This window comes from Deinococcus aquiradiocola (assembly GCF_014646915.1).
Classification (GTDB): domain Bacteria; phylum Deinococcota; class Deinococci; order Deinococcales; family Deinococcaceae; genus Deinococcus; species Deinococcus aquiradiocola.
Map to the genome: position 1 here is coordinate 804,324 of NZ_BMOE01000001.1, position 15,115 is coordinate 819,438.

General features: G+C 69.7%; 13 protein-coding genes. 9 read left to right on the top strand and 4 right to left on the bottom strand.

What is annotated here, in order from left to right; all coding sequences use genetic code 11:
• Nucleotides 1-63: 63 nt before the first annotated feature.
• Both guaA and IEY33_RS03790 read left to right on the top strand, forming a co-directional pair.
• Entirely contained in the window at nucleotides 64-1,581 is a 1,518-nt protein-coding gene (guaA, locus tag IEY33_RS03785; RefSeq protein WP_188960850.1) for a glutamine-hydrolyzing GMP synthase, read from the top strand.
• Between the two features lie 155 nt (nucleotides 1,582-1,736).
• On the top strand, nucleotides 1,737-2,303 hold the full coding sequence (locus tag IEY33_RS03790; protein ID WP_188960851.1) for an HD domain-containing protein: 567 nt from the start codon (nucleotides 1,737-1,739) through the stop codon (nucleotides 2,301-2,303).
• A gap of 66 nt (nucleotides 2,304-2,369) precedes the next feature.
• Here IEY33_RS03790 and IEY33_RS03795 read toward each other — a convergent pair whose 3' ends face one another.
• Complete coding sequence (locus IEY33_RS03795; protein ID WP_188960852.1) at nucleotides 2,370-2,654, bottom strand: Lrp/AsnC ligand binding domain-containing protein; 285 nt, start codon at nucleotides 2,652-2,654, stop codon at nucleotides 2,370-2,372.
• Nucleotides 2,655-2,798: 144 nt separating this feature from the next.
• Here IEY33_RS03795 and IEY33_RS03800 point away from each other — a divergent pair, with 144 nt between their 5' ends.
• Nucleotides 2,799-3,269, top strand: a complete 471-nt coding sequence (locus tag IEY33_RS03800; RefSeq protein WP_188960853.1) for a hypothetical protein — start codon at nucleotides 2,799-2,801, stop codon at nucleotides 3,267-3,269.
• A gap of 32 nt (nucleotides 3,270-3,301) precedes the next feature.
• On the top strand, nucleotides 3,302-4,525 hold the full coding sequence (locus tag IEY33_RS03805; protein WP_229670719.1) for an MFS transporter: 1,224 nt from the start codon (nucleotides 3,302-3,304) through the stop codon (nucleotides 4,523-4,525).
• 81 nt (nucleotides 4,526-4,606) lie between these two features.
• Here the strand turns inward: IEY33_RS03805 and IEY33_RS03810 are convergent, their stop codons facing one another.
• Together IEY33_RS03810 and IEY33_RS03815 are read right to left on the bottom strand one after the other, a co-directional pair.
• Nucleotides 4,607-5,740, bottom strand: a complete 1,134-nt coding sequence (locus IEY33_RS03810) for a citrate/2-methylcitrate synthase (RefSeq protein ID WP_188960854.1) — start codon at nucleotides 5,738-5,740, stop codon at nucleotides 4,607-4,609.
• Between the two features lie 118 nt (nucleotides 5,741-5,858).
• Complete coding sequence (locus IEY33_RS03815) at nucleotides 5,859-7,310, bottom strand: class-III pyridoxal-phosphate-dependent aminotransferase (protein WP_188960855.1); 1,452 nt, start codon at nucleotides 7,308-7,310, stop codon at nucleotides 5,859-5,861.
• A gap of 83 nt (nucleotides 7,311-7,393) precedes the next feature.
• Here IEY33_RS03815 and IEY33_RS03820 point away from each other — a divergent pair, with 83 nt between their 5' ends.
• Nucleotides 7,394-7,801 (top strand): hypothetical protein, encoded by a 408-nt coding sequence (locus IEY33_RS03820; protein WP_188960856.1) that lies wholly within the window; start codon nucleotides 7,394-7,396, stop codon nucleotides 7,799-7,801.
• A gap of 12 nt (nucleotides 7,802-7,813) precedes the next feature.
• On the opposite strand, the gene IEY33_RS03825 is transcribed toward IEY33_RS03820, so the two are convergent.
• On the bottom strand, nucleotides 7,814-8,305 hold the full coding sequence (locus IEY33_RS03825; RefSeq protein WP_188960857.1) for an Lrp/AsnC family transcriptional regulator: 492 nt from the start codon (nucleotides 8,303-8,305) through the stop codon (nucleotides 7,814-7,816).
• Between the two features lie 150 nt (nucleotides 8,306-8,455).
• On the opposite strand from IEY33_RS03825, the gene ald reads away from it, so the two are divergent.
• The 4 genes from ald (at nucleotide 8,456) to IEY33_RS03845 (ending at nucleotide 15,067) form a co-directional block, all read left to right on the top strand.
• Nucleotides 8,456-9,562 (top strand): alanine dehydrogenase, encoded by a 1,107-nt coding sequence (gene ald / locus IEY33_RS03830; RefSeq protein ID WP_188960858.1) that lies wholly within the window; start codon nucleotides 8,456-8,458, stop codon nucleotides 9,560-9,562.
• A gap of 413 nt (nucleotides 9,563-9,975) precedes the next feature.
• Nucleotides 9,976-11,709 (top strand): DUF2334 domain-containing protein, encoded by a 1,734-nt coding sequence (locus tag IEY33_RS03835; protein WP_188960859.1) that lies wholly within the window; start codon nucleotides 9,976-9,978, stop codon nucleotides 11,707-11,709.
• Nucleotide 11,710: 1 nt separating this feature from the next.
• Complete coding sequence (locus tag IEY33_RS03840; RefSeq protein ID WP_229670720.1) at nucleotides 11,711-12,757, top strand: glycoside hydrolase family 26 protein; 1,047 nt, start codon at nucleotides 11,711-11,713, stop codon at nucleotides 12,755-12,757.
• A 219-nt stretch (nucleotides 12,758-12,976) separates the two neighbouring features.
• Nucleotides 12,977-15,067 carry a glycosyl transferase family protein gene (locus tag IEY33_RS03845; protein WP_188960860.1) on the top strand — a complete coding sequence of 697 codons (2,091 nt, stop codon included), beginning with the start codon at nucleotides 12,977-12,979 and terminating at the stop codon, nucleotides 15,065-15,067.
• Nucleotides 15,068-15,115 lie beyond the last annotated feature (48 nt).

Sequence of the window (15,115 nt, forward strand, 5' to 3'; positions counted from 1 at the left end):
AGCCTGGCACCTGCCTGACCCGCCTCCGGTCCGTCCCGCCTCCCTGTGGGTACAATGCACGGCGTGAGTGTGGTCATCCTTGATTTCGGCAGCCAGTACACCCGGCTGATCGCGCGGCGTATGCGCGAACTCGGCGCGTACAGCGTCATCCTTCCCGGCAACGCCCCGCTGGAACGCATCCTGCAGGAGAAGCCGGTCGGCGTGGTGCTGTCCGGCGGGCCGAGCAGCGTGTACGACGAGAACGCGCCCCGCCCCGCGCCGGGCGTGCTGGACCTCGACATGCCGGTCCTCGGCATCTGCTACGGCATGCAGTTCCTGGCGCAGCAGGCGGGCGGCGACGTGAAACGCGCCGGGAAGCGCGAGTACGGCAAGGCTGACCTCACCCGGTACGGCGGGCAGCTGTTCGAAGGCATCCAGGGCGAGTTCGTCGCGTGGATGAGCCACAGCGACAGCGTCACGCGCCTCCCTGAAGGGTACGAGGTCGTCGCGGAGACCGAAGACACGCCCGTCACCGCCATCGAGAACACCGTCACGCGCCGCTACGGTGTGCAGTTCCACCCGGAGGTCGTGCACACCCCCAAGGGCACGCAGCTGCTCCTGAACTACCTGAAAGTGTGCGGCGCGGCCCTCGACTGGACGGCGGAACACATCGTGGACGAACTCATCACGGACGTGCAGGCGCAGGTGGGGGACGGGCGCGTGCTGCTCGCCATCTCGGGCGGCGTGGACAGCAGCACGCTCGGCCTGCTGCTCGCCCGCGCCATCGGGGACCGCCTGACGGCCGTGTTCATCGATCACGGCCTGCTGCGGCTCGGGGAGCGCGAACAGGTCGAGGCGGCCCTCAAGCCGCTCGGCGTGCACCTCGTGACGGTGGACGCCCGCGAGCAGTTCCTCGGCGCACTGGACGGCGTGAGCGACCCGGAAGCGAAACGCAAGATCATCGGGCGGGAATTCATCCGCGCCTTCGAAAAGGAAGCGCGCGAGTACGGCCCCTTCGACTTCCTCGCGCAGGGCACCCTCTACCCGGACGTGATCGAAAGTTCCGGCGGTGAAGGCGCCGCGAACATCAAGAGTCACCACAACGTGGGCGGCCTGCCGGACGACCTGGCCTTCAAGCTGGTGGAGCCGTTCCGGACGCTGTTCAAGGACGAGGTACGGCAGATCGCGGGCCTGCTGGGCCTGCCGGACCACATCCGGATGCGTCACCCCTTCCCCGGCCCGGGCCTCGCCATCCGGATCCTGGGCGCAATCACGCCCGACAAGCTCGACATCCTGAAGCGCGTGGACGACATCTTCATCTCGGGCCTGCGCGAGTTCGGGCTGTACGACAGCTGCTCGCAGGCACTCGCGGTGCTGACGCCCATCCAGAGCGTCGGCGTGATGGGCGACGAGCGCACGTACAGCTACACGTGCGCGCTGCGGGCCGTGGCGACCGACGACTTCATGACGGCCGAATGGGCGCGCCTCCCGTACGATTTCCTCGCGACCATGAGCAACCGCATCGTGAATCAGGTGCACGAGATCAACCGGGTCGTGTACGACATCACCGGCAAGCCGCCCGCCACCATCGAGTGGGAATGACGGGCCGCGCGGCCTGACCTGCCCCCACCCCGAACGCTGCCTGCCCCGTGCCGGCAGCGTTTCCGTTTCCAGGCTGCTTCAGCCCGGCAGCTCCGCACGCCGTTCGGTCACGAGGGCCGGGCAGCTGTTCAGGCGGATGCTCTAGACTGCCCGGCATGAACCGTGCCGACGCCTACGCCCTGATGGTCGAGTTCACGCCCAGCGCCAGCCTGCAGCGACACATGCTGAACGTGGAGGCCGCGATGCGCTGGTACGCCCGCAACTGGGGAGAGGACGAGGAACGGTACGCCGTGACGGGCCTGCTCCACGACTTCGATTACGAGCGGCACCCGCAGGAGCACCCGTTCTGGGGGGTGGAGTTCCTGCGGGTGCGCGGCGACGTGCCGGAAGACGTGCTGGACGCCATCATGGGGCACGCGACGTACAGCGGCGTGCCGAGGGAATCGCGCCTGTCCCGCACGCTGTTCGCGGTGGACGAACTGACGGGCCTCGTGCAGGCCGCCGCGCTCGTCCGGCCGGACCGGGACGTGCGCGGCGTGGAACTGGCGAGCCTGAAGAAGAAGTTCAGGAACCGGGCCTTCGCGGGCGGCGTGAACCGTGACGAGGTGGAACTCGGCGCTCAGGAACTCGGCGTGCCGCTCGACGAGCACATGCAGCACGTGCTGGACGCCATGAAAGGCATGGAGCCGGAACCGGACGGTGCGGCGGGCGCGACCGCCTGACAGACCGCCTCCGGCCCGGTGCTGGCTCTGCCCGGCTGAACACCGGGCGTTCAGCTCAACGCCGTATCACTTCTCGGTGACGCCCACCCCGAAGCCCTGGTCGAGCAGGTCCGGGCTGTACGCGCGGAAGGCGAGCATCGTCTGCGTGCGCAGGATGGTGCTCATCTTGCGGAGGCTGCCGGTCACGACCTCGTCGAGGTGGCTGTAGTCGGGGAGGCGCAGCAGGGCCACGATGTCCCACTCGCCGGTCACGCTGTAGACCTCGCCCACGTACTTGATGTTGGCGAGGGCGGCAGCCGTCTCGGCGATCTGTTCACGCTGGGCCTGAATGAGGACAATGGCGGTCACCATGCCTGATTGTGGCACGCGCCCGGCCCGCCTGCCCGGACGCCACGCCCGCAGGCCGGTCCGCCTTGCCCCGTGGCGGGCGGGAATGGCGTGCTGGAGGGCTGCCGCGCGGCAGGGCGTCTGCGGAAACCCTCTATACTTCCTGACATGACCGAACTTCAGCGCATTCTGGCGGCGCTTCGCCGTGACGGACTGGATGTCGAAAGCGTTGAGGACGGCGCCCTGGTCCGGGAAGGGGATTCGAGCGTGGCCCTGTTCGTGGAGGACGCCGAGGACGGAGGCGTGCTGGTGCGCCTGCACCTGGACCTGAACCTGTACGTGGACGAGGAAGCCCTCATGGACGTCCTGATGGGCGTGAACCTCATGAACCAGAACCTCGACTACGGGTCGCTGGTCCTCGACCCGCTCGAAACGGACGACGACGAGGACGGTCCCGGCAGTCCGCTGGGGCTGGACGAGAGCGTGACGTTCGCGGTGCTGGGCCGCAGCGTGCTGTGGCTCCCGACGCTCGACGAGACGGAACTCATGCGGCTGCGCGAGCACCTGACGCGCTTCGAGCGTGAAGTGAGCGACGCGGTGGAGCGCACCCTGCACGGCGAACGCGGGCTGCGCGCCTGACGTCCCCTCCCCCGTCCCGGCGTGGGCCGCGCGTGCGGGCGCTGGAGGACCTGCCGCGCAACGCGCGCAACTCCATCCTGCTGGAGCCGCTGTGGGCGGTGTTCGCGACGCCGCTGCTGTACTACGCGCCGCTGTACATGAGCAGCGTCGGGCTGTCCGGCACGCAGATCGGCGTGCTGGGCTCGCTGGGGCTGGCGTTGTCGTTCGTGTTCCAGGCGCTGGCGGGTCCCGTCACGAACCGCGTGGGCCGCAAACGCACGACCCTGTGGGGCGACCTGATCTCGTGGACGGCCCCGATGTTCGTGTGGGCGTTCGCGCAGAGCTTCGCGGCGTTCGCGGTCGCGGCGGCCCTCAACGCCAGCAACCGCATCGTGGGCGTGTCGTGGAGCCTGCTCGTCATCGAGGACGTGCAGGAGCGGCACCGGGCACGGGTGTTCGCGATCCTGAACCTGCTCGTGACGGGCTGCGGGCTGCTCACACCGCTGGTGGGGCTCGTCATGGCGGGGCACGGCGTGACGCCCACCCTGCGCGCCCTGTACTTCGCGGGCGGCATCGGCATGACCGTCATGTTCGTGTGGCGCAACGCCCTCACGTCCGAGACGGTCAGCGGCGTCGCCGCCCGCGCGCAGCACCGCGAGCTGGGCGTCCTGCAGAGCCTGCGTCACTCGCTGGCCGAGGTGGCCGGCATGCGCGGGCATCCCGGCCTGATGGGCGTGACGGCCTTCTACGTCCTGACGGTATTTCTGGAGCAGCTCAGCCTGTTCCAGATCCTGTTCCTGGGCCGCACGCTGCATTTCAGCGCGCAGGCGCTGTCGTACGTGCCGGTGGCGGGCGTGGCCGTCACGGTACTGCTGTACGCGCTGGTCCTGCCGCGCCTCGCGGCGCTGCCCGTCACGCGCGCCCTGGTCCTCACGCGGGCGCTCGGGCTGGTGGGGGCCGTGGCGCTGCTGTTCGTTCCGGCCGGGCAGCTGGGCGTGATGCTGCTCGTGGTGAGCCTGCTGGGCGGCGCGACGTTCCTCACGCAGACGTACCGGGACGCGGCGCTGTTCGCCCGCCTGCCCGGCCAGGGGGCCGCCGACCTGTACTCGGCCGTGCAGACGCTCGCGCTGCTGTGCTCCGTCCCGGCCGCCGCGCTCGCCGGAGCCGTGTTCACCGCCTCGCCGCGCGCCCTGTTCGTGCTCATCGCGGGCGTGAGCGCGCTGCTGCTGGCGCTGGCCGTGTGGCTCGCCCGGCGGGACCCGCGCCCCACCGCGTGACCGGACAGGGCGGAGGGGCCGGTGTCCGAAGACCCGGCCCCTCCGCTCTGCTGAACGCCGGGAGTTCAGCTCAATTCTGTCTTACTTGCGGTCCTGAATCTGGATGTAGTGGGCACCTTCGGCGCCGCTGTACACGGCGTCGGGGCGCAGGAGGCGGTTGTCGCGCTCGTACTCGTTGACGCTGGCGCACCAGCCGGAGATGCGGGCCAGCGCGAAGATCGGCGTGAAGTACTCCTTCTGGATGCCGAGGTCGCTGTACACCGTGCCGGAGTAGAAGTCCACGTTGGGGTAGATGCCCTTGCTGCTCAGGCGGTCCACGACGGTCTTCTCGATGACTTCGAGAATCTGGTAGTAGTGGCTCTTGCCTTCCTTCTCGGCGACGTGCGCGGCGTAGTCACGCAGGACGCGGCTGCGCGGGTCGAAGTACTTGTAGACGCGGTGCCCGACGCCCATGACCTTCTCCTTGGCGTCGAGTTTGGCGTTGATGAAGTCGGCGGCCCGGTCGGGCGTGCCGATCTCGTCGAGCATGTCCATCACGGCTTCGTTCGCGCCGCCGTGCAGCGGGCCTTTCAGGGCGCCGATGGCGCTGACGGCGGTGGAGTACTGGTCGCTGAGGGTGCTGGCGGTGGCGATGGCCGTGAAGGTGCTGGCGTTCATGCCGTGGTCGACGTGCAGGACGAGCGCGATGTCGAAGAGGCGGGATTGCTCGGGGGTGGGTTCGGTGCCCTTGAGCATGTACAGGAAGTTCCCGGCGTGCGTCAGGTCGGCGCGCGGCGCGACGGGCTCCTCACCCTGCTGGGTGCGGTTGATGGCGGCGATCAGGGTGGACATCTGCGCGATGAGGCGCACCGAGATGGCGCGGCGGGCGGTGTCGCTGGTGTCCTCGGCCTGCTTGTCGTACAGCGCGAGGTGCGACACGGCGGTCCGCAGGGCCTGCATCGGGTGGATGCCTTTCGGGTACGCCTTGATGATGTCGAGCAGTTCGGCGGGCACGGCGCGGTTCGCGCGGAGGTCCGCGTCGAAGGCGGCGAGTTCGCTGGCGGTGGGGAGTTTCCCGTCGAGCAGCGCGAGGCTGAGTTCCTCGAAGGTGCTGTTCTCGGCCCACTCCTGGATCGGGATGCCGAGGTGGGTCAGGATGCCTTCGGTTCCGTTGATGAACGTGAGCTTTGTTTCGGTGAACAGTACACCTTCGAGCCCTTTGGCGATGTTGGTCATGTTGGCCTCACTTTATCACTGGCTTCCGGCGGTCACGCCGCTGCCCGCCGCGTTCCCGCAGGGGTAACAGGGGAAACGTGAGGGTGGGCGGACTTCGGCTGGGGGTGGGCGGGGCGCGTCAGTCTTCGAGGAAGGCGGCCTTGAGCAGCCCGAGCATCTGCGGGGTGCCGTAGCGCTGCACGAGCTTGAAGCTGCTGGGGTACGCGTCCGTGACGCGTTCGACGCGGGTGAACAGCTCGCCGAAGGTCTCTTCGGGCATGTTCATGGCGGGCGTGAGGCGCATGGTGCGCGCGGCGTTCAGCGAGAAGTTCATGAGGACGCCGCTGCGGTAGAAGGCGACGAGGGCCAGCATGCCGGTCGCTTCGGAGATGAGGTCCGCCTGCAGTTTGAACGGCAGGGCCAGCAGCGGCCTGAAGTTCATGGCGAACAGCATGCCGGCGCCGCGCACGTCCTCCAGCAGTTCGGGGTGCCGGGCCTGCGCGGCCTTCAGGCGCTGCAGGCCTGCGGCCCCAAGGCGGCGGGAGCGGGCGGGCATGTCGGCGTCCATCAGCATTTCCAGGCTCTTGAGGCCGACCGCCATGGCGAGCGTGTTGCCGCCGAAGGTGTTCGAGTGGCGTTTCACGGTTTCGAGACTGCCGAGCAGCGGTTTGTAGATGGCGTGCCGGACGATGGTCGCGCCGACCGGGACCATGCCGCCGCCGAGCGGTTTGGCGAGCGTGAGGATGTCCGGCACGAGGCCCTGCGCGACGCTCTCGAACCAGTGCCCGCTGCGGCCGAGGCCCGTCTGGATCTCGTCCGCGATCACGAGGACGTCGTGCGCGCGGCACACCTCCCCGACGCGTTTCAGGAAGCCGGGCGGGGGGAGGCGCACGCCGGCCTCCCCGAGGATCGGTTCGAGGATCACGGCGATGATCTTGTCGGGCCCGATGCGTTTCACGGTGCGTTCCACGGCGTCCGCGTCCCCGAAGGGCAGCGTGATGACGTTCGGGGAGAGGATGTTGCGGAAGGGGCCCTGCAGGCTGGGGTTGGGCGTCAGGGCGAGCGCGCCGAGCGTCTTGCCGTGGTATGCGCGCGTGAAGTTCACGACGTAGCGTCCCCTGGGGCGGGCGGCCTGCGCGAACTTGATGGCCGCCTCGATCGCCTCGGCGCCGCTGTTCGAGAAGAACACGCGCGAGTCGTGGTGCGTGGTGTCGCCGCCCGCCTGGCATTCGCGGTCGAGGAGATTCACGAGGTTCGCTTCGAGCGCGGCGCGCCATTCGCTGACGGACTGCTGCGCGAACATCATCTGCTGCGGGTCTTCCAGCACGCGGCGCACGAAGGCGTTCAGTTCGGGCGGGTTGTCGCCGAACGGGAGGGCGGCGTAGCCGGAGGCGTTGATGACGCGTTTCCCCTGGTCGTCGTCGAGTTCCCAGGGCGTCACGGCCCGGAAGGGGCCGCCCGCGCCGACCACCTGCAGCAGCCGCATGAGTTTGCCGTTGCCGTACTGCTGTTCGAGCGCGTGGGCGCGGGCCGTCCCGAACGTGCCGTCAAGCAGTTCGTCCGTTCGGATGAAGGTTCCAGACTTCGTCATTGCGGGGCATTCTACCGGCCCGGGCGGGAGCAGACCGTGCCCTGACCGGGGGCGGGCGCGGCGGTTGCTACACTGCACGGGTCATGCTGAAGTCCGACCGTCCGTCCGTCTTCCGGCGTCCGGCCCTGTGGGGCGCGGCGCTGGCCGTGCTCCTCGTCCTGGGCGGCGCCCTGCTGTGGCTGGGGTCGCGGCAGGGGCCGGTGGCGCTGGCGGGCGAGTCGGAGGCCAGCACCGCGCCGTTCACGTTGCGCGCGGGCCGGTACGACGTGCGCGCGGACCTGCTGCCCGAATGCCAGTACACCTTCTACCTGACGCCGGTGGGCGGCGAGTGGAGCCGCGCCGGGAAGACGGTCGGCGCGGCGTCCGGCGAGCGGGAACTGCGCGTCACGACGGACGCCCTGCCGGGCGGGCGGTACTTCGTGCACGGGTTCACCGCGCCGGAGGAAGGCTGCTCGTGGACGCTGCGGCTGGATCCGCGCGCGGCGGACTGAAGGGGGACCAGTTCAGTCGTCGCGGTCGAGGGGGAGGCTGGTGGTGTACTTCTCCTGCCGCACGACGATGGTGCTGCTGGTGTTGCGCACGCCGGGAATGGCGGCGAGGACGTCCACCAGGAAACGCTGGTACGCGTCGAGGTCCGGCACGCAGACCTTCAGGATGAAGTCGCTCTCGCCGAGGCTCAGGTAGCATTCGAGCACTTCGGGGCGGCGGCGCATCTGTTCGGCGAAGGTCTCGAAGCCGGGCTTGGTCTGCTTGTCGAGGCTGACGTCCACGAAGACCGTCAGGTCGCGGCCGACCTTCTTGGGGTCGAGCAGGGCGACGTAGCGGCGGATGACGCCTTCCTCTTCCAGGCGGCGGACGCGGCGCAGGGTGGGGGCGGGCGTGAGGCCGACCTCGTCGGCGAGTTCGGTGTTGGGGATACGCGCGTCGCGTTGCAGGATGCCGAGGATGCGGCGGTCGATTTCGTCGAGTTCGGCCTTCTGATCGGTTTTTGACATGTGACGCGTGAAGGATAGCATGTTCGCGCAATATCGTTGCCCGGATGCGGCGGCAGGCAGGGCAGAACGCAATCCTAAATTGCGTCCGGCGCTTAAGATGGTGCCAATGTCAGCCGGCTCGCACTTCGCGCAGCGCGGCGAGGAGCGCGTATGCATATCGGACTGCCCAAAGAGATCAAGGTCAAGGAAAACCGTGTCGCCCTCACCCCCGGCGGGGTGGGGACGCTCGTGCGCCGCGGGCACACCGTCACGGTGGAGCACGGGGCGGGCGTCGGGAGCGGCATCGCCGACAGCGAGTACGTGACGGCGGGCGCCGTGATGGGCACCGCCGCCGAGGCGTGGGCGGCCGAGATGGTCGTGAAGGTCAAGGAGCCGGTCGCGTCCGAGTACGGGTACCTGCGCGCGGACCTGCTGCTGTTCACGTACCTGCACCTCGCGGCGGACCGTGAGCTGACGGAGGCGCTCCTGAAGGCCGGGACGACCAGCGTGGCGTACGAGACGGTGCAGGAACTCGACGGGTCGCTGCCGCTCCTGTCGCCGATGAGCGAGGTGGCGGGCCGCCTGAGCGTGCAGGCGGGCGCGTACCACCTGCAGAAGCCGGTCGGTGGGCGCGGCGTGCTGCTGGGCGGCGTTCCGGGCGTGCAGCCGGGCCACGTGCTGATCGTGGGCGGCGGCGTGGTCGGCACGAACGCCGCGAAGATGGCGATGGGTCTGGGCGCGAAGGTGACGGTGCTGGACGTGTCGCACCGCCGCCTGACGTACCTCGACGACGTGTTCTTCGGCAAGCTGACCACCATGATGAGCAGCGAGGCGAACCTGCGGGCACTGCTGCCGGAGACGGACCTGCTGATCGGCGCGGTGCTCATTCCGGGTGCGAAGGCCCCGCACCTCGTGACGCGCGACATGCTTCCGCTGATGCAGGAGGGCAGCGTGATCGTGGACGTGGCGGTCGACCAGGGCGGGTGCGTGGAGACGATTCATGCGACGACGCACGACGACCCCACGTACATCGTGGACGGCGTCATCCATTACGGCGTGGCGAACATGCCGGGCGCGGTGCCGCGCACGAGTACCTTCGCGCTCACGAACCAGACGCTGCCGTACGCGCTGCAGCTGGCGGAGCGCGGGCTGGACGCGGTACGGCGCAACAAGGCGCTCATGGCGGGGCTGAACACGCACGCGGGGCAGCTGACGTACCGTGGCGTGGCGGACGCGCTGGAGTTGCCGTTCGTGGAGGCGGCGACCGTTCTCGCCTGAGCCGGACCGGGTCGGGGGCCGTGTGGCAATGCCACACGGCCCTTTCCTTATGTCGGGATGGCGTGGTGCCGGTCTGGACTTCCCCCCCGGATCATGAAGTTCATGTGCGGCCTGCAAATGTGAACTTTCTTAAAATCGCGGTCCGCTGACGTATACTTTCCGACAGCACGAGTGGCCGCAGGGGGGGAGCCGCCTCGGACGACTCAGGCTCGCACCGCACCGCGCGGCGCGCCCGCAGCAGGTCGTCTGGAGCCCTCTCGACATCGGCGCGTCCGAACCCGGCCACCCGCACGCCCGTTTTGGGGAAGACGCGCGCGCGAGGCACGGAGCCCGCACCGTCACACGCCCCCGCCCACGCGGGCGGCCGTGCCGTGCACTCCAGGCCCGGAACGCACGCGCTCACAGGAGTGACCGTGAGTCAACCCAAGCGCACGTCCAGCGTCATCCTGCTCTCCCTCAGCCTCGCCCTGGCGGCCTGCGGGTCCAGCAGCACCAGCGGCACCGGCCGCACCGACACCACCACCGGCGGACAGCCGGTCCAGGCGTCCCAGCCCGTCGCGGACACCCAGGCCCTCTTCGAGCGGCACGTCACGCCCGTCCCGTACCGGGGCATGCAGCCCATCGACCCGGCACAGCTGCGCCCGCCCGTCCCGGACGCCCCGGAAACCCTGCCGCTGCACACGCAGGCGACCGCGCCGACCCGCACCGTCCGCGTGTACTACAGCGACCCGCTGCCCGCCAGCTCCCCGTACCGGGACGGCGGCAGCTTCCACGCCGTCATGCTCCGCAACCTGCTCGGGCAGTACGACAACGTCCAGGTGATCAGCAGACCCATCAGCCAGTACGTGGCGGGCGACGCGGCCAGCAGCCTGCGCACCTTCTACATCGGCACGGTGTTCGACGAGGCGCTGCCCGCCAGCTTCCTCTCGGACGTCCGGGCGGGCGCGCCCGTCTCGTGGATCGGGTACAACGTCTGGGAACTCGGGAGCGGCCTGAGCGGCCTGGGCCTGGGATACGTGGGCCTGCATACCGCCGTCAACACGGCCGACATCGCCGCCGCGTACAGCAACGTCGCCTACAAGGGGTACACGTACCGCAAGTACGCCACGCAGCAGGAGATGGTGGAACTCACCGCCGACCCGGCCCGCACCGAGACGCTCGCCACCGCCAGCAACGCGGCGGGCAGCCGCATCCCGTACCTCGTGCGGAGCGGGAACTTCTACTACGTGGCGGACAACCCCTTCCAGTACATCACCACCACCGACCGCTACCTCGTGCTGGCCGACAGCCTGCACCGCATGCTCGGCGACACGCAGACCGCCACCTGCCGCAAGCAGGCGATCCTGCGGCTGGAGGACCTGAGCAGCATCAACGACCCGCAGGCGCTCAGGGACACGCTGGACGTCATTCAGACGCTCAAAATCCCCTTCGCCATGACGGTCATCCCCGAAACGTGGTACGACGGCGTGAAGTACCCGTGGACCGCGAACGGCGCGCAGCTGCTGCAGGTGTACCGCGCCCTCACGCTGGGCGGTGTCGCCATCCAGCACGGCACCACGCACAACTACCACGGCCTGAGCCGCCTGGGCGCGGTGCAGGGCGACGGGAACTCCGGCGACGAGTGGGAGTTCTGGGACAAGGAGAACGGCGTGCCCCTGCCGACCCTCACGCCCGCCGCGACGACCGCGCGCCTCCAGACGGGCCGGAACATCCTGCTCGGGCTGGGCATCCAGCCGCGCATGTGGACCACGCCGCACTACGAGGCCGACACGGGCCTGTACCCGGCACTGACCGGCGTGTACCCGCGCGTCATCGAGCGGCGCATGTACAGCGCGGACGGCGTACGGGCCGGGCAGTTCTTCCCGTACCCCGTCAAGGACGCATACGGGACGCTGGTCGTGCCGGAGAACCTGGGGAACGTGCAGGTCGGGTACGGCACGGACGCCGTGCTGGAGGCCGCCGAAGCGAACAGGAACCTGGACTGCGCGTACGCCAGTGTGTTCGTGCACCCGTACCTGCTGGAGTCCGGGTACACCGGCGCGGACCGCCTGACCAAGGCGACGCTCACGAAGCTGCTCACGGACATTCAGGCCAAGGGCTTCACGTTCGTCAGCCCGCTCGACGTGACGACGCGCACCCTCCAGTAACGTGCGCCGCCCCACGGGCCTCGCGCCGTGCCTGCTGCTGGCCCTGCTGGCAGGCTGCTCGGGCGGCGAACCGGCCAGCCGCATGACGGGCGAGCGCCCGCTCGCGCACGGCGTGTTCGTCGCGTCGCCCGGCACGCCGGAAGACGACGTGCCGGACGCGCAGCTGCAGGCGTACCTGCAGGCCAGTGGTGCGGACGGCCTGGCCTTCGTGTACGTCACCAACAACTGGTTCCGCAGCCGGGCCTTTCCGGCGGACGTGGTGCGGCGCGTGGTGGCGGGCGGGTCGGTGCCGTTCGTGCGCCTGATGCTGCGCTCCAGCGACGACGAGGCGACCGGCCCGGACGACGGGTACACCCTGCAGGACGTGACGGACGGCACGCTGGACGCGGACCTGCGCGCCTGGGCGCGCGGCGCGGCGGCCGCCGGGGTCCCGGTGTACGCCGAGTACGGCACCGAGGTGAACGGCCGGTGGTTCGCCTGGAACGGCCTGTGGAACGGCCAGGAGGCCGGACCGGAACGGTTCGTGCAGGCGTACCGGCACGTGGCGAACGTGGTGCGGCAGGCGGGCGCCGACAACGTCCGCTGGGTGTTCCACGTCGCGGCGCAGGACGACCCGGACACCGACTGGAACCGCCTGGAGCGGTACTACCCGGGCGGGGACGTGGTGAGCGTGCTGGGCGTGTCCGCGTACGGCGCGCAGTCCCCGACGGACGCGCCCGTCCAGGGCCTGCGCGAGCAGCTGGACGACGTGATGCCGCGCCTGCAGACGCTCGCGCCCACCAAGCCGGTGCTGCTGCTGGAGTTCGGGAGCAGTGCGGGCGCGTCGCCCGCCCCTGAAGTCTGGGCGGACGCGGCGCTGCGCGACCTGACGGCCCGCCGCTGGCCTGCCCTGCGCGGCTTCGCGTGGTGGGACAGCGCGTGGGCGAACGACGACGACCCCGCGCACGACAGCGAACTGCGCGTGGAGCGCCTCCCGGCCCTGGCGGCCGTGTTCCGCCGCTACATGCAGGGCGGCATGGTGACGCGCACGCTGGACCTCTCGCCCTGACGGCCCGGCCCGTGTCATGCGGCGCCGTGGCCTGAAACGTTTCCTTAGCGCTTCCCTCAGTAGACTCTCATTCGTTCCGTTCTTCCGGTCCGGCCAGCGGCCGCCACCCCTCCTCCGACCCCCACGACGTCCCCCGCCACCCCCACGCCCGGCGCTCCCGCCTGCTGCCTGCGGTCGGCCCTGCCCTTCATGGGTTCAATCTCACAAGGAGGTAACGACATGCCCTTCCAAGCCCTGCACCTGACCGGCCCCGCCGCCGTGCTGCTGGTGCTCGTGACGGCCCTGCTCGCCGTGTACATCCTCGTCAGCCTCGACGACCTGCTGCTCGACGTGGCGTACCTGCTCAACCGCCGCCGCATCCGCAGCTGGGAAGTGCGCGCCAGCGACCTCGAACGCGACCGGCCCGCCCACATCGCCCTGATGGTCGGCGCGTGGCAGGAGGCGGGCGTCGTCACGCCCATGGTGGAAAGCACGCTGCGCATGATGCACTACCCCGCGTCCCGCGTGGAGTTCTTCGTGGGCGTGTACCCCAACGACCTCGCCACCCTGCCGGAAGTGCAGGAACTCGCCGACCGGCTCCCCAACGTGCACTGCGTCGTCAACGAGAAACCCGGCCCGACCAGCAAGAGCCAGAACCTCAACGGGGTGTACGCCGCCATCGTGGAACACGAGCGCCGCACCGGCAAACGCTTCGACGTGATCGCCGTGCACGACGCCGAGGACGTCATCCACCCGTACACCTTCCGGCTGTACAGCACCCTGCTGAAACGCTGGAAGATGGTGCAGCTGCCCGTCTTCGCGCTGTTCCCGCGCATGGCGAAGGGCGGCGGCGGTCCCCGCGAACGCTTCTACCGCGTGCTGGCGCAACTCGTGACCGGCAGCTACGCGGACGAGTTCGCCGAGCATCACCTGCATCACCTGCCCGCCCGCGAGGCGCTGGGCCTGTTCCTGCCGAGCGCCGGGACCGGCTTCGCGATGCGGCGCAGCGTGATGGAGCTCCTGAACGAGGACGGCCAGGTGCTCACCGAGGGCGCGCTCGCCGAGGACTACGAACTGGCCCTCAGGCTGTGGCGCAAGGGCATCAGGGTGCACTTCCACGTGCAGCCGCTCCCGCGCATCGACACGCGCGGGCAGGCGCAGATGGATTACGTCGCGGTCCGCGAATACTTCCCGACCGAGATCGCGGCCGCCATCAAACAGAAGGGCCGCTGGACGTACGGCATCACCCTGCAGACCCCGCAACGCCTGAAGGGCATGCGGCTGAACCTCCGGGACCGCCTGACCCTCTGGCACGACCAGAAAGGCAAGTACACCAACCTCATCCACCTGATCGGGTACCCGTTCTCGCTGACGCTGCTCGTCGCGAGCGCGTTCGGACTCAGCGACCAGCCGACACCACTCACGCGCACGCTGCTGTTCACGGTGCTCGGCATCACCGCGTGGCGCATGCTGATGCGCGGCGAGGCGGTGCGCCGCATCTACGGGCTGCGGCAGGCACTCATCGCGACGCTGGCCCTGCCGGGCCTGCCGCTCCGGTGGCTGATCGGCAACTACATCAACACGCTCGCCACGGTCCGCGCTTGGCGGCTGTACCTCTTCCCCGAGAAGGGCCAGAAGCGCGGCACGGCCAGATGGGACAAGACCGAACGCAAGGCCTACGTGCCGGACGAGGTGCTGAACTCCGCACGCCGCCGGGTGGGCGACCAGCTGCTGTTCGCCGGGAAGCTCGACGCGCGCGCCCTGTCGCGCCTCGTGGCGGACCAGCGCCGCACGCAGCTCCCGCTCGGGCAGCTGGCCCTGAACCACCACCTGCTCGACGAATCACAGCTGCACGAGGTGCTCGCCACCACGCAGGGCGTCACGTACCTCGACCTGACGCCCGAAATGATCGACCGCCGCCTGTACACGCCGGAACTCGCGCACGCGCAGGCCTTCGCCGTGCTCGGCAGGCGCGGCGACCGACTGCTGATCGCCACGCCGCACGCGACGGATCCCGACCGCCTCCAGACCCTGCGGAACGAACTGAAACGCGCGGACGCCCTGTTCGGGCTGGACCCGGTGTTCTTCGCCACGTCACCGGCCAGCCTGGAGCGCGCGTACCGCAGGCCCGGTCTGAGCGGCTCGGTGTTCCGGCGCATCCTGCAGGACAGCCGCATACCGCTCGACATGATCCCGCACGAGTTCGAACGGGCGCGGGCACGCGGGGCCAGCAGTTTCGGCGGGAAGTTCCGGGGCACGCAGGTGCGCGACGTGAACCCCGTCAACACGGTGTTCGGCACACTTGTCGTGCCGCCCCTCGCGGGCGACTGACCCGGCAGGGCACGCGAGGCTCACAAAAGTGGGAAGGTCCGGGGTCGC

Coding starts and splice junctions, on each gene's coding strand:
- IEY33_RS03790 (WP_188960851.1), top strand. CDS start 1,737: ATGAACCGTGCCGACGCCTACGCCCTGATGGTCGAGTTCACGCCCAGC.
- IEY33_RS03795 (WP_188960852.1), bottom strand. CDS start 2,654: ATGGTGACCGCCATTGTCCTCATTCAGGCCCAGCGTGAACAGATCGCC.
- IEY33_RS03800 (WP_188960853.1), top strand. CDS start 2,799: ATGACCGAACTTCAGCGCATTCTGGCGGCGCTTCGCCGTGACGGACTG.
- IEY33_RS03810 (WP_188960854.1), bottom strand. CDS start 5,740: ATGACCAACATCGCCAAAGGGCTCGAAGGTGTACTGTTCACCGAAACA.
- IEY33_RS03815 (WP_188960855.1), bottom strand. CDS start 7,310: ATGACGAAGTCTGGAACCTTCATCCGAACGGACGAACTGCTTGACGGC.
- IEY33_RS03820 (WP_188960856.1), top strand. CDS start 7,394: ATGCTGAAGTCCGACCGTCCGTCCGTCTTCCGGCGTCCGGCCCTGTGG.
- IEY33_RS03825 (WP_188960857.1), bottom strand. CDS start 8,305: ATGTCAAAAACCGATCAGAAGGCCGAACTCGACGAAATCGACCGCCGC.
- ald (WP_188960858.1), top strand. CDS start 8,456: ATGCATATCGGACTGCCCAAAGAGATCAAGGTCAAGGAAAACCGTGTC.
- IEY33_RS03845 (WP_188960860.1), top strand. CDS start 12,977: ATGCCCTTCCAAGCCCTGCACCTGACCGGCCCCGCCGCCGTGCTGCTG.